The sequence below is a fragment of the Streptomyces sp. NPDC051109 genome, from assembly GCF_044455885.1.
GTDB lineage: Bacteria > Actinomycetota > Actinomycetes > Streptomycetales > Streptomycetaceae > Streptomyces.
Map to the genome: position 1 here is coordinate 60,807 of NZ_JBITFF010000027.1, position 13,603 is coordinate 74,409.

The 13,603-nt window shown below is 71.5% G+C and carries 12 protein-coding genes and 1 pseudogene; 2 read left to right on the forward strand and 11 right to left on the reverse strand.

The window, feature by feature from the left end:
* The first annotated feature begins 25 nt into the window (after nucleotides 1–25).
* The gene (locus tag ACIBAD_RS33175) at nucleotides 26–1,237 is read left to right on the forward strand and encodes an NAD(P)/FAD-dependent oxidoreductase (RefSeq protein ID WP_398910470.1); all 1,212 of its coding nucleotides are present in this window, start codon (nucleotides 26–28) and stop codon (nucleotides 1,235–1,237) included.
* A gap of 189 nt (nucleotides 1,238–1,426) precedes the next feature.
* On the opposite strand, the gene ACIBAD_RS33180 is transcribed toward ACIBAD_RS33175, so the two are convergent.
* From ACIBAD_RS33180 to ACIBAD_RS33220, 9 genes and pseudogenes are all read right to left on the reverse strand, one after another.
* Nucleotides 1,427–2,887 (reverse strand): MFS transporter, encoded by a 1,461-nt coding sequence (locus tag ACIBAD_RS33180; RefSeq protein WP_398910472.1) that lies wholly within the window; start codon nucleotides 2,885–2,887, stop codon nucleotides 1,427–1,429.
* Between the two features lie 84 nt (nucleotides 2,888–2,971).
* A complete protein-coding gene (locus ACIBAD_RS33185; protein WP_134072287.1) occupies nucleotides 2,972–4,552 on the reverse strand; it encodes an AMP-binding protein in 1,581 nt (526 codons plus the stop codon).
* A 191-nt stretch (nucleotides 4,553–4,743) separates the two neighbouring features.
* The gene (locus ACIBAD_RS33190; protein ID WP_099890086.1) at nucleotides 4,744–5,391 is read right to left on the reverse strand and encodes an NAD(P)H-dependent oxidoreductase; all 648 of its coding nucleotides are present in this window, start codon (nucleotides 5,389–5,391) and stop codon (nucleotides 4,744–4,746) included.
* 31 nt (nucleotides 5,392–5,422) lie between these two features.
* On the reverse strand, nucleotides 5,423–5,818 hold the full coding sequence (locus ACIBAD_RS33195; RefSeq protein ID WP_134072285.1) for a DUF4440 domain-containing protein: 396 nt from the start codon (nucleotides 5,816–5,818) through the stop codon (nucleotides 5,423–5,425).
* A 135-nt stretch (nucleotides 5,819–5,953) separates the two neighbouring features.
* Complete coding sequence (locus tag ACIBAD_RS33200; RefSeq protein ID WP_398910475.1) at nucleotides 5,954–6,757, reverse strand: arylamine N-acetyltransferase; 804 nt, start codon at nucleotides 6,755–6,757, stop codon at nucleotides 5,954–5,956.
* A complete protein-coding gene (locus tag ACIBAD_RS33205; RefSeq protein WP_134072283.1) occupies nucleotides 6,754–7,368 on the reverse strand; it encodes an NAD(P)H-dependent oxidoreductase in 615 nt (204 codons plus the stop codon). The genes ACIBAD_RS33200 and ACIBAD_RS33205 overlap by 4 nt, the downstream gene beginning before the upstream one ends.
* Nucleotides 7,369–7,477: 109 nt before the next feature.
* A complete protein-coding gene (locus ACIBAD_RS33210; protein WP_134072281.1) occupies nucleotides 7,478–8,767 on the reverse strand; it encodes an MFS transporter in 1,290 nt (429 codons plus the stop codon).
* 78 nt (nucleotides 8,768–8,845) lie between these two features.
* The gene (locus tag ACIBAD_RS33215; RefSeq protein ID WP_053691892.1) at nucleotides 8,846–9,427 is read right to left on the reverse strand and encodes an NADPH-dependent FMN reductase; all 582 of its coding nucleotides are present in this window, start codon (nucleotides 9,425–9,427) and stop codon (nucleotides 8,846–8,848) included.
* A gap of 87 nt (nucleotides 9,428–9,514) precedes the next feature.
* Nucleotides 9,515–10,671: pseudogene (locus ACIBAD_RS33220) on the reverse strand (dihydrofolate reductase family protein).
* A gap of 231 nt (nucleotides 10,672–10,902) precedes the next feature.
* On the opposite strand from ACIBAD_RS33220, the gene ACIBAD_RS33225 reads away from it, so the two are divergent.
* Nucleotides 10,903–12,432 carry an FAD-binding protein gene (locus ACIBAD_RS33225; protein ID WP_134072277.1) on the forward strand — a complete coding sequence of 510 codons (1,530 nt, stop codon included), beginning with the start codon at nucleotides 10,903–10,905 and terminating at the stop codon, nucleotides 12,430–12,432.
* 270 nt (nucleotides 12,433–12,702) lie between these two features.
* Here ACIBAD_RS33225 and ACIBAD_RS33230 read toward each other — a convergent pair whose 3' ends face one another.
* Both ACIBAD_RS33230 and ACIBAD_RS33235 read right to left on the reverse strand, forming a co-directional pair.
* Complete coding sequence (locus tag ACIBAD_RS33230; protein WP_398910480.1) at nucleotides 12,703–13,023, reverse strand: hypothetical protein; 321 nt, start codon at nucleotides 13,021–13,023, stop codon at nucleotides 12,703–12,705.
* Between the two features lie 9 nt (nucleotides 13,024–13,032).
* On the reverse strand, nucleotides 13,033–13,377 hold the full coding sequence (locus ACIBAD_RS33235) for a hypothetical protein (protein ID WP_134072275.1): 345 nt from the start codon (nucleotides 13,375–13,377) through the stop codon (nucleotides 13,033–13,035).
* Between the last annotated feature and the right edge of the window lie 226 nt (nucleotides 13,378–13,603).

Below are 13,603 nucleotides of genomic sequence, written 5' to 3' on the forward strand. Positions count from 1 at the left end.
CCCTCACCCCGCAAAGGAAACCCGTATGACCACCCGAACCCTCGTCGTCATCGGACACGGAATGACCGGCCACCGGCTCGTCGAGGAGCTCCGCTCCCGCGACCCGGACGGAACCTGGCGGGTGGTGGTCCTCGGAGAGGAGAGACACCCCGCCTACGACCGGGTCAGGCTCTCCTCCGCCCTCGACGACAAGACCCCGGCCGAGCTGAGCCTGGTGAAGCCGGCCCTGTTCCACGACGCCCTGGTGGAGTTCCACACCTCCACCAGGGCCGTCGGCATTGACCGCGAGCTGCGCACCGTCGCCCTGGAGGACGGCGGCCGGGTCCCCTACGACGCCCTCGTCCTGGCCACCGGATCGGTGCCCTTCGTCCCGCCCGTCCCCGGCCGCGAACTGCCCGGCGCCTGCGTCTACCGCACCCTCGCCGACCTCGACGCCATCCGTGAGGCCGCCGCCCGCACCACCACCGGCGTGGTGATCGGCGGCGGTCTCCTCGGCCTGGAGGCCGCCAACGGCCTGCGCCTGCTGGGGCTCGCCCCGCACGTCGTGGAGATGGCCCCGCGGCTGATGCCCGTCCAGGTCGACGAGGGCGGCGGCCGCGTCCTCGACCGGCTCGTCACCCGGCTCGGCGTCACCACCCACCTGGGGGCGGCGACCAGCCGCATCGAGGCGGGCGCCGACGGACGGGTGGCCCGCCTGGTCTTCGCGGACGGTACGGCGATCGAGACCGGCCTCGTCGTCTTCTCCGCCGGGGTACGGCCGCAGGACTTTCTGGCGGTCCCAGCGGACCTGCCGCGCGGTGAGCGGGGCGGCTTCCTCGTGGACGACCACTGCCGCACCCCGGACCCGCACGTGTGGGCCATCGGTGAATGCGCGGCCGTCGAGGGCCGCTGCTACGGCCTGGTGGCCCCGGGCTACCGGATGGCGGAGGCCGTCGCCTCCCAGCTGCTCGGCGAGGGCCCGGCCCGCTTCCCCGGCGCCGACATGTCCACCAAGCTCAAGCTGATGGGCGTGGACGTGGCCTCCTTCGGCGACGCCCACGCGCAGACCCCGGGCGCGCTGGAATTCGTACGGGAATCCGCGGGCGGGGAGGTGTACGCCAAGCTCGTCCTCGACTCGGCGGGGGACAGCCTGCTCGGCGGGATCCTGGCCGGCGACGCGGCGGCCTACCCGCGGCTGCGGTCCCTGCTGGGCCGTGAACTCCCCGACTCGGCGGAGGCCCTGCTGGCCTCCGTCTAGCCCGACCCCGTACCGCTGGGGGGTGTCCCGGATCCGGGACACCCCCCAGCGGCCTTTACGGACCGGGCGGACCGCGGCGTACGACACGGCACCGCGGACGGCGTACGGCGCAACGGCAACGGCGCAACGGCGAAAGCCCCCACCCGGTCGGGTAAGGGCCTTCGCCGTGCGGTGCGTCAGGCTGCCGGATCAGACACCGGCGGTCTGTGACTCGCGCTCGGCGGCCGGCGCGGTCTGCGCCTGCTGCTCGGGCTTCTTCAGGCCCAGGGCGATCAGGCCGGTGATCACGATGCCGGCCGCGGCGATGAAGACCGCCTTCTGGATGCCGTCGGTGGTGGCGGTGCGCAGCGCCTCACCCGTCTGGCCCTCCAGGCCGGAGTTGGCGATGGCGACCAGGACGGCGAGGCCGACGGCGCCACCGATCTGCTGGGTGGTGGAGGCGACACCGGAGGCGATGCCCTGGTCCTCGGGGGCGACGCCGATGGCGGCGGCACCGAACATCAGGGTGTAGCCGGCGCCCTGGCCGAGGCCCATGACGATCAGGCCGGGGACGAGGGCCCAGTACGAGGCGTCGGTGGCCATGGTGACGCCGACGATGGCGGTGCCGATGACACCGATGACCATGGCGCCGACCATGATGGCGCGGATGCCGTACTTGGTGGCGAGGCCGCCGGCCGTCTGGGCGCCGATGGCGATGGCGACCATCGGGACGAGGAAGGCGACGCCGGTCTCCAGCGGGCTGTAGCCGTGGACGCCCTGGAAGTAGACGGTGAGGAAGTACAGCAGGGTGCCGAAGGTGGCCATGTAGAAGAAGGTCACGCCCACGGCGGTGGTGAGGTTGCGGTTCTTGAAGAGCGACAGCGGCAGCAGCGGGTCCGAGGACTTCTTCTCGATGACGAAGAAGGCGATGAGCAGGACCACGCCGACGGCGAGGGCGCCGAGGACCTCGGAGGAGGCCCAGCCGGACTCGGGACCCTGGACCAGGGCGAAGACGATCGCGGTGATGCCGACCGTGGAGGTCAGGGCGCCCAGCAGGTCGAAGCTGCGGGCGGTGTTGCGGGCGGCGTCCGGCTTGATCAGCGGGAAGGCGAGCAGCGCGGCGATGCCGGCCAGCGGCACGTTGACGTAGAAGACGGACTCCCAGCCGAGGGACTGGGTGAGCACGCCGCCGAGCAGCGAGCCGACGATCATGCCACTGCCGCCGGCGGTGCCCCAGACGGCGAAGGCGCGGTTGCGCTCCTTGCCCTCGGCGAAGCTGGTGGAGACCAGGGTCAGGGTCGCCGGGAAGAGGAAGGCGCCGCCGATGCCCTGGATCGCGCGGGCGGCGATCAGCACCTCGGGGCTGCCGGCGAGGCCGCCGAGCAGGGAGGAGCCGGCGTAGAGGGCGAGGCCGAGGACGAACATGCGGCGCGGGCCGAACAGGTCGCAGGCGCGGCCGCCGAGGAGCAGGAACCCGCCGAAGGCGACGGCGTAGGCGCTGACGACCCACTGGAGGGTCTGGGCGGAGAAGCCGAGTCCGCTGCCGATGTCGGGCAGGGCCACGTAGACGATGTTGTAGTCGATGGAGATGATCAGCTGGGCGAAGGCGAGCAGCGCCAGGGTGAGGCCGAGGTGCTTGCGCCGGCCTTCCTGGTTCTGGGTCGTTGACATGGTGTACAGCTCCCGGGGTCGGGTCGGGGGTCGGTGTGGTGCCTGATCTGCGGTGCAGTGCGGTGGAGTCCGGTGCGCGCCGGCTCAGGAGGCCAGGTCGTGGGTCACCTGGTCGGCGAGCCGGCGGGCCAGTTCGAGGCGCTTGATCTTGGCGGTGGCCGTGCGCGGCAGCTCGCCGAGCTTCATCTGGATGGGGTCGGCCATCGTGGACTGGTCGGCTATGGCGCGCTTCCAGCGTCCGAGGTCCAGCGGGGCGTCGTCCTTGGTGCAGACGACCGGCACCGGCTCCTTCTCGGGACCCGGCACGATGATCAGCTCGGTCAGCTCGGGCAGCCGGTGCAGGACCGTGTCCTCGACCTCCAGGGTGGAGTGGATGGTCGGGATCTGGTCGACCTCGCGGTCCAGCAGGTGCAGGCAGCCCCACTTGGTGCGGTAGCCGATGTCACCTCCGCGCCACCACTCGCCGTCGAGCTGCTTCTCGAAGCGCTCGGCCTCGCCGTAGTAGGTCAGGGCGCGGCCCGCGGTCTGCACGTCGATGTAGCCGGGGTTGTCGTGGGAGACGGGCTTGCCGTTGCGGGACACCAGGCGGTACTTGGTGATGCCCGGTGTGGAGTAGCCCTGGCAGCGGCCGTCGGCCTTCATGACGGTCTTGCGGGTGTACGGGCGGCCGACCAGCGGGCCGCACTCGCTCTGGCCGTAGACCTGGAGGAAGACGGGGTTCTTGCGCTCCGAGGCCCGCAGGAACTTGTCCATCGTGCCGGGGTGGATGGCATCGAAGGTGGAGTTGTAGAAGCGGACCGTCTTGAACGGCTTGCGCGGGTCGTCGAGGATCGACTCGCACTCCAGGAAGGAGTTCGGGTGGGTCTCGAAGACGCCCGGACGGTACTTGACCATCGCGTCCGCGACCTTCGCAGGCTCGGCGTCGTCCAGGAAGACCATCGGCTTGTTGTTGAGCATCATGGAGGCGATGCCCGGGTACATCCGCGAGTGGACGTAGGAGACGTGCATCAGGATCGGTTCGCGCTGGCGCAGCAGCCTGACGGGGATGTTCTGCCAGCGGTAGCGGGCACCGATCGAACGGGCCGAGTGCACGACCAGCTTGGGGATGCCGGTGGTGCCCGAGGTGTGGGTCATGATCGCGTGCGAGTCGGGGTGCAGCGTCACCGGCGTGCGCTCGGGGGCGCCGGCCAGGTCGGAGAGCGAGATCGCGCCCTCGACCGGCTCGGTGACCGAGATGACCCGCGCGGTGAGCTCGGCGAGCGGCGAGGCGGCCAGCGAGCCCGTGAGCTTCGCGGCGTCCGTCAGCAGCGTCGGCGAAGGCAGCCGCTGCAGCAGCGCGTTGATGGTCTCTCCGTCGAGGTGCGCGGAGAGCATCACCGGGACGGCGCCGATGCGGGCCGCGGCGCACGCGAAGAGGGTGATGTCGAAGTTGTTGGTCTTGTGGATGACGACGTGTTCGCTGGGCCGGATACCACTGGCCCACAGGCGGTTTGCCATCTCGGCGATCAGGTCGGCGAATTGGGCGACCGTCAGGACCTGGCCGACCTCGGGGAGGGCGTCCATGGTGCGGTCGAGCGTGATGGTGTTGGCGCCGAACTGGGCGGCAGCCTCCTCGGCCACCAGGCCGAGGTAGAGCGGCGTCTTGTTCTTGGGAATCCGGAGCATGTGTTCAAGTTCTCACCAAGAATGCCCGGGCCCAATGGCGGTTGTTTGACTGTGTCAGCTCGGCGGATTCGAGCCATGGATATGGCGGGAATTCACTGTGGTGAGCGCGAGAAAAGGCCCGTAGCGGATGCTCCCGCTACGGGCCTTTCCGGTGCCGGTGCGTTGCTGTTCCTGCTGGTTGCAGAGGTGTGTCAGTTACCCAGCCCCTGCTTGAGCGCCTCGGCGACCCGGAGGGTGCGCACGGTCTGGTAGCCGACCGCCTTGAGGTTGTCCTCGGTCACGTTCTGGGCGAGCAGTCCGGGGACCGCCTGGAGCCCGGAGGTGGCGCTCACGCCGTACGGGTTGCCGTTGCTCGGCGCCACCATGATCGGGTCGGTGACGCCCGGGGGCACGATGATCGCGCCCCAGTGGTAGAAGACGTTCGACAGCGACAGGACGGTCGACTCCTGGCCGCCGTGCTGGGTGCCCGTGGACGTGAACGAGGACATGGCCTTGTTCTTCAGCCCGCCGCGGGCGTGCAGTTCGAAGGTCTGGTCGATGAAGTGCTTGAGCGGGCCGGCCATGGCGCCGTAGCGGCCCGGGGTGCCCCAGATGACCGCGTCGGCCCAGTCGAGGTCGTCCTGCGTGGCGATCTCGACCTCGCGGCTGCTGCCGCCGACGTGCTCCTGGAACGCCTCGGTCCACTCCGTGAAGTTGGGCGCGATGGTGGCTTCCTGGATCTCGGCGACGCGGCGCAGACGGACCTGCGCGCCCGCCTTCTCGGCGGCCTCGGCTGCTGCCACCGCGAGCTTGTGGATGTTTCCGGTGGCCGAGTAGTAGACGATCGCGACGTTGGTCATCGGCTCTTCAATCTCTCTTGTCTTGTGGGATTCAGGGCTTCGCGCTTTCGCGGTCGATTCCCGGCGGGTTGTCAATGGCATAGCGCCAGGAACCGTCCGCGCCGCGGCGCACCACATCCGTGGCCGTGCCTTCGTGGAGAACGGAAGTTCCGTCCGGCTTGACGCCCTTGATCAGATAGTCACACAGCAGGAGCGCCAAGTCGTCGTATTCATAGCAGTGGCGCACCGTCAATTTCATCGGGATGCCGAGCGCCATGAAGCTGCGGGTCGCCTCGCGCCGGCCCTCGCCCGTGACGACCTCGCCGGGGGTCAGCACGCGGACCGCCCCGGGTTCGAAGAGGCGGTCGATCGCCTCCATGTCGCGGGCGTTGAAGGCGCGCAGGAACGCATTCGGCAGTTCGGCCGGTGCCGTGACGAGTGTGGTCATGGTGACTCCTGGGAGGGGGGAAAGGAGGTACCTGGCGGAGGCGGGGGAGGTGGGGTGCGCACCGTGGGGGGAGTGGGGGGATCCGGCGGCACGCGTGGGGGAGGGGAGGTGGGGATGCGGGGTGGGGACCCGCGGCTACTCGACGGCGATGCCGGGCGTGCCCTCGGGGCGTACCGGCTCGTCGGGCAGCCGGTCCAGCGTCATTCCGAAGTGCTTGTGGTAGGCCTCGAACACCTCGGTGTCGTCGGCCAGGTGCTCCACGGTGAACTCGCCGTGGACGCGCTTGGTCAGCGTGTGGCCCTTCAGCGTGATCCGGCCCTCGACCGTCGGGAGCGAGCAGAACACGTCCTGCATGAACGGCGAGTCCGGACAGGTGCGGAACCACCACAGCGAAGGCCGGAACTCGCCCAGCTCACGCGCCCGGCCGTCCACCCGGTACATCGGATCGCCGTCCAGGAACAGGTCGAACTCCCCCTGCTGCTCAGGTCCGAAGGCGAAAGCGCCCTGCGCGTCGTACTGCACGGCCCCGGTGCCCAGGAGCAGCGGCCGGCGCGCGTTGCGCCGGAAGCCCACGTCCACCAGGTACGCCGATCCGTCGACGGTCACGCGCAGCATCAGGTGGCCCAGCGGAGCTCCGAGCCCGCCCGGGCGGTGGACCCGCGCCGAGAGGATCTCCACCTGGAAGCCGAGCGCCTCCAGCAGCATCCCGAAGGCCGGGTTCACCTCGTAGCAGGCACCGCCGCGGCCCTGGTGCACGATCTTGTCGACGACCCGCTCGTCCAGGTGGATCTCCCGGCCGAGGTGGTAGTCGAGGTTCTCGAACGGCACGGTCAGCACGTGCCGTTCCGTCAGCTCGGCCAGCGCCGCCAGGTCGGCCTTCGCGGGGCGGGAGGCGCCGATCCGGGCCAGGTAGGCCGTGGCGAGCCCGTTGTCGATCACCGGGCGTCCAGGGTCTTGATCACGGAGGCGACCTCCAGCGTACGGCGCGCCTGGAAGGCCGCGGCCTCCAGGTTCTCCTCCGGGACCTGGCCCGGGTTGCCGCCGACCACGGCGGAGGCGCCGTACGGGTTGCCGTTCTTCGGCTTGTACAGCACCGGGTCCGTGGAACCGGTGGAGACGATGAGCGAACCCCAGTGGGTGATCGCGTTGTGCAGGGCGAGGATCGCGGAGACCTGGCCGCCGTGGGCCGCCGAGCCGGACGCGAAGGCGGAGACCGCCTTGTTCAGCAGCTTCCCCTCGATCGACAGCTTCGACGTGGAGTTGATGAAGTGCATCAGCTGCGGGGCGGCGAGACCGAAGTGCACCGGGGTGCCGATGAGGATGCCGTCCGCCCACTCCAGGTCCGCGAGGGTCACCACGGGGACGTCCTTCGTGGCGTTCTGGAAGTCCGAGGCGCCGTCGCGGCGCGCGGCCTCGCCGTTCGGGTCGATCTCGGCGACGCGCAGCAGGCGGACCTCCGCGCCCTCCTTCTCGGCCGCGGAGGCGGCGGCCTCGGCGAGCTTGTAGGTGGAGCCGGTGGACGAGTAGTAGATGACAGCGATGTTCGTCATGACGAGATGCACTCCCTTTCGACCGCCCCCGCTCGTTTCCGGTTTTCGACTGCCGGGGCCTTTGAGCTGATCCTGTTCCGTGCCCGGCGCCCCATCGAGGGCGCCGGCTCTAGTCCGTCACGTACGCGGCACGCCGCCGTCGGCGGCCGGTCGCCACCAGCAGCACCACGCAGCCGCCCAGCAGCGCGGACATGAACAGTCCGACGCCCCTGACCTCGCCGAACGCGAGCGGGATCTGTGCCCCGACCCCGCCGCCGATGTTCAGCGTGAACCCGTACAGGGCCGTCGCCATGACCCCGTGGGCCGCGCCCGAGATCGCGCCGATCTCCTGCACCACGGCAGGGCCGATCGCCGCCAGGCCCAGCATGAAGACGAACAGCGCCCCGGCCAGCCCGGCGGCCGTACCGCCGAACAGCCCGGCGCCGCAGATCCCCGCCGCCGCCACGGCGAACGCACCGGCCCCGCGCGGCCGCGCCGGGATCCGGCCCAGCAGCGGCGACAGCAGGACGCCCAGCACCAGCGCGGGAATCGCCGTGGCCCGCAGCGTCAGCATCGCCTGGCCGTCACCGACCAGCGAGGCCGGACCGTAGAGCTGCACGCTCGTGTAGACGGCCGTCATGGTGCTGGAGCAGGTGATCCCGACGACGTACAGGGGCAGCAGCCTCAGCCACATCCGCCGGACGGCGCCGCGCGCCGCCCGCGAGGCGGCGCCCCCGGCGGCCCCGGTGTCCGCGCCGCCCTCGGCCCGCGCCGGATCCACCGGCGCCAGCACCCGGCGCAGGAGCTGCGCACCCGCCAGCAGCAGCGGCGCGGTCACCCAGAACGTGCCCCGCCAGCCGACGGCGGCGGCCAGCAGCTGCGATTCCACCTGACCGGCGACGATCGTCCCCGCCATGCAGGCGGAGACGATCGTCAGCGCCGTCGGCAGCTTCGAAGCCGGTATGTGCGTGTTCAGGTAGGCGTACACCAGCGGTACGTACACGCCGGCGAACAGACCCTGTCCGGCCCGCAGCGCCAGCCCCACTCCGAAGGAGTCCGCCAGCGGCACGCAGGCGGTCACCACGGCTAGCGCGCTCACCCCGGCGACCAGCACCGCCCGGGTGCCGAACCGCCGGGCCAGCGCCCCGCTGAACAGCGAGATGATCGCGTACGTCACCGCGTACGCGGACGTGGCCCAGGTGGCCGACGCCTGGTCCACCCCCCAGGCCCGCCCGATGTCGGGCAGCAGCGGGATCGCCACGTACAGCTGGCCCACCACCAGCATCCCGAGCAGGGAGATGGCCGCCACCACGCGCGCAACGGACCGCCCCGCCTCCGGAGAGGCGGGGCCGGTCACCCCGCCCCGTAAGACGGCCCCGTGCGGGACGGTGGGCTGGGGAGAGGTCGTGCGCAGGCTCATCGTTCCTCCTGGGGCTGCGGTGCACCCCGGGAGGGTGGGCCGGTCCGGGCTGGTCTACGGGTGGGCGCGGCGCGTCGATCAGCCGCCGTACGGCTGCTGGGCCTTCTTGTCCTTCAGCGCGGTGCCCCACCACTCCAGCGCGTCCAGGAGGGTCTTGGCCGCGGCCTCTGCCTCGGTCGGGTCGATGAGGTTGCCCTGCTCGTCGAACTGGCCCCAGGGACCGTGGAATCCGACGGTGTCGCGGACCGTCACCGAGTGGGTCTCGGCGAAGATCTGGCGCAGGTGCTCGACGGCCCGCATACCGCCGGCGAGGCCGCCGTAGCCGACGAAGCCGACGGGCTTGGCGTGCCACTCGGTGGTGTGCCAGTCGATCAGCGACTTGAGCGAGGCGGGGTACGAGTGGTTGTACTCGGGGGTGACGACGACGAACGCGTCGGCGGCGGCCAGGCGGGGCGAAACGCCCGAGAGCACGGCCTGGACCTCCAGGTCCGGCGACTGCGACAGCCGGTTCGGCAGGTCGTGCTCGATCAGGTCGATCACGTCGATCTCAAGGTTCTGCCGCTCACGGGCGACACCGGTGAACCAGTTCGCGATGACCGGGCCGAACCGGCCGTCACGGACACTTGCGACGATGACTGCGACGCGGAGCGGCTCAGACATTGAAAAATACCTCCGGATGAGTGCGAGCTAGCCGTGCCCACTTTTTGCGCCGCGAGCCGCGCCGACAACGCCGCAGGCGCGAGTACGTCAACTTCCCGGTCCCGCCCACAGGTGCGCGTTGACCTGCCGGGCCTCCCCGGCCAGCCGTGACAGCTCCACGACCTCGATCCCGGCCGCGCGCAGCTCGGCCACGCCCGTGCACTCCGCCACGAACAGCGCCGGCTCCCGCCAGGCGATGACCACCCGGCGCACCCCCGCCGCGATCGCCAGCCGGGCACACGGATCCGGCCGGGAGCGCCGCTCCGAGCACGGCTCCAGCGTCGAGTAGAGCGTCGCCGCGGGCAGCCGGGCATCGTCCGGCGCGAGCTTGGCCAGCGCCGCCTCCTCCGCGTGCACGGTCGGGTCGCCCTCGCGGCTGTACCCGTACGACAGCTCCATCCCGCCGCCGTCCACGAGCACCGCGCCCACCGAGTACGCGCCCGGGCTGGGCGGGCACAGCCGCGACAGGGCGACCGCCCGGCGCATCCACTCCTCGTCCGACAAGTACAGCGGCGTCACAGGGCACGCTCCTTCGGCGCGTAGCGCAGCACGACGGCATCGCCCGCCACCCGCGCGTCCAGCAGTCTCATCCGGGCAGCGGGCCCGCCCGGGAACTCGGCCCCGCCCACCAGCCGCGGCGCGCCCTCCTGCCCCACCAGCAGCGGAGCCACGGCCACCTGGAGCTCGTCGGCCAGGTCCAGGGCGAGCAGCTGCGTGTGCACGGACGTGCCGCCCTCCACCATCAGCCGCCCGACACCGCGCCGCCCGAGCACGTCGAGCACCCGCGCCCAGTCCAGCTCCGGCCCGGTGCTCACCACCTCGGCGAGACCGCCCAGCACCGCGCGCAGCGGGCCCGCGCTCGCGTCGACGGTGAACACCACCTTCTCGCCGCCGCAGTGCCAGAACCGCAGCCCGGGATCGAGCCAGGGCGAAGCGGTGACGGTGACCTTGAGCGGATCCGCGGGCTCGCCGCGGTCCACCCGGGCCGCCCGCCGCCGCGGATCGCCCACCAACAGCCGCGGATCGTCCTTCCGTACGGTGCTCGCGCCCACCAGCAGCGCGTCGCAGGACGCCCGTACGGCGTCCACCCGGTCGAAGTCCTCCGGCGAGGACAGCAACAGCCGGTCGGGGGTCGCGTCGTCGAGCCGCCCGTCCACGCTCATCGCGGCGGACAGCAGGACGTACGGCCTGCGCGCACTGCCCATGCGGACGTCACCCCTCCCTGTACCCCTGTCGGTCGGGGCGTCACCGTAGGCGCCACCCACCGGCCGACTTGCGGGCCGCGAACCGAGTCCGTCAGCTCAGCGCCGGCCCGTCGCCGGGTAGTGACGGATTCCGGATAGGAGTGGCGGGAACCCTGCGTTCCTGACCGAGGCTGCACGCACTCGACCGAAAGCTTTGTCCTGCACGCCAGGACGGAACGGAGTGTGGTTCACGTGCTCACCAGACGCTCGCTCATACGCGCCGGCGCCAGCGTCGGGGCCGCCGCCGCACTGACAGCCGGTACCGGGGGCCTGATGCTGGCGCAGGCCGCCGGCGCCACCCCGTGGAAGACCCTGCAGAGCCGGCTGACCGGCCGGCTCGTCCTGCCCGCCGACGCGACGTACGAGACGGCCAAGCAGCTGCAGCTGGCCCAGTTCGACGTGATCCACCCGCAGGCCATCGCCTACTGCACCAGCGAGGCCGACGTGGCCGCGTGCATCCGCTTCGCCCAGGACTACGGCCTCGCCCCCGCGGTGCGCAGCGGCGGCCACAGCCAGGCCGGCTACTCGACCACCCCGGGCCTGGTCATCGACGTCTCGAAGCTCAACCAGGTCCGCCCCGGAGACACCGTCCACCTCGGACCGGGCAGCCAGGGCGTCGACGTCCTCAACTCCCTCGCTCCTTACAACATCCAGGTGGCGGCCGGTACGTGTCCCACCGTCGCGGTCGGCGGCTGGCTCCAGGGCGGCGGCCTCGGCTACGCCACCCGCAAGTTCGGCATGGGCGCCGACCGGCTGGTCTCGGCCCGCGTCGTCCTGGCCAACGGGCGGACCGTCCGGGCCTCGGAGACCGAGAACCCAGACCTGTACTGGGCCCTGCGCGGCGGTGGCGGCGGCAACTTCGGGGTCGTCACCGACTTCGAGGTGCAGCCGGTCCAGATCCCCTCGCTCACCACGTACAACCTGAACTTCGCCTGGTCGGACGCCGTCCAGGTGATCCTTGCCTGGCAGGACTGGATCGCGACCGCGCCCCGGGAGCTCTCCTCGGAGCTCTTGTTCCTGCTCTCCACCGACGCCCCGGCGGGCACCGAGCCGTACGTCGTCCTCACCGGCGGCTACGCCGGCCCGCAGGCCGACTGCGACCGGGCCCTCGACCGGCTCGTCACCGCCGTCGGCCGGCCCACCACCTCGCGCACGGTCAGCGAACTGCCGTACCGGGACGCGATGATGAACGTCTTCGGCTGCGGCACCAAGACCGTCAACGAGTGCCACCGGATCGGCTACTCGCCCGAGGCCCAGCTGTCGCGCGACAACTACTCCCTGGGCCGGAACAACTTCTTCGCCCGCGCCTGGAGCCGCACCGACGCCGAGGCGGCCGTGGCGGCCTTCACGGCCGACTTCCGCCCGGGCCAGTTCCGCTTCCTGGGCCTCTTCGCCTACGCGGGCAAGGTCAACGACGTCGCCCCGACGGCCACGGCCTTCGTGCACCGCGACTCGCTCTTCAACGCCGGGTACTCGGTGGGCCTGACCAACCCGAACCTCACGCAGGAGGACAAGGACCGCGGCCAGGCGTGGGTGGACAACGGCTTCAACACCGTGGAGCCCTTCTCGGCCTCGCTGCACCAGTCGTACCAGAACTACATGGACCCGGCGCTGACGAACTGGCGAGAGGCCTACTACGGCCGGAACTACACCCGCCTCCGCTCGGTCAAGCGCACCTACGACCCGAACCGCTTCTTCCGCTTCGCGCAGGGCATCGACTGACGCGGCGCCGGGACCGGCCCCCCACCGGGGACCGGTCCCGGCCCCGACCGGGTCAGCGCAGCGGCCAGACATGCGCGGACCCGGCGGGGGGACCGGCGGGGGGTTGGGCGGGGGGTTCGGCCCGCCAGACCCTCCACCAGACCTGCCACCACCTCGGCACCCTGTTCCTGTCCATGCCGGGCAGCGTAGGCAGGGGCCGGGCGGGGGTTCACGGAGCGGGAGAGGAATCTGTCACTCCGCGCTGTCACTCCGCGCTGTCACTCCGCGCTGTCACTCCGCGCTGTCGGTCCGCCGCTGCCGGTACCGGTGGAGCGGGTACCGGCGAAGGGGGTACCGGGGGAGCGGGTACCGGGGGAGCCGGCGGGCGGCGTACGCGACGAACGGCACCGTGACGCCGGGCCCGACCCACCGGTGCGGGCCGATCTTGACGACCGTGCGGGCGAGGGGGAGGGGGCGGAGAGGGGGGAAGGGGCGGAGGCAGTCGTCGGCGCTGCCGCGGTCGCGTGCGGGCGGCCGGGCGGGTGGGCGGGTGGGCGGGCGGGCGATGGGGCCGATCGGCCCGATCGGCCCGATCGGCCCGATCGGCCCCATCGGCGCACCTCAGGGCCAGTCGACGATGGCGGCGAACACGACGTAGTCGAGGACGACGACGGCAGGAGCGAGCAAGGAGAACCCGATCCGCCGGGCGGCGTTCCGCCGCTGCCAGGGCAGCGCCCAGCAGACCACCAGCACGGCGAGGACGAGCAGCAGGCCGGTGTTGAAGACGGGGAACGCGAGGTCGTACGAGGCATCGAAGCGGTCGCTGGCGGCGTCCCCACAGGAATCGCAGGCCATGGGAGACAGCCCGGCGGAGAAGAACGCGAGGATCCCCATCGGCAGCGTCAACAGGGTGGAGATCAGCGGCGCGATGAATGCGCAGTGGTCGCGCGAGGTGTCTTGATCCATGCCGCAAGTCAACTGCGCCGCCGAGAGCAGCACATGAGCGCGGCTACTCAGGCCACTAGGTATCCGGGGGGCGGGGTGGGGTGGGGAGGGGCGGGGGTGGGGCTTCGGGGGGCGGGGTCCCGGTGACCGGTGTCAGAGGGAGTCCGGGGGTTTCCCGGCAGTCCACTGTCCTTCCGTGTCGGTCCGGGCCGTCAAGGGCGCTCCCTGCGGTCGCGTCGCTTCGCGA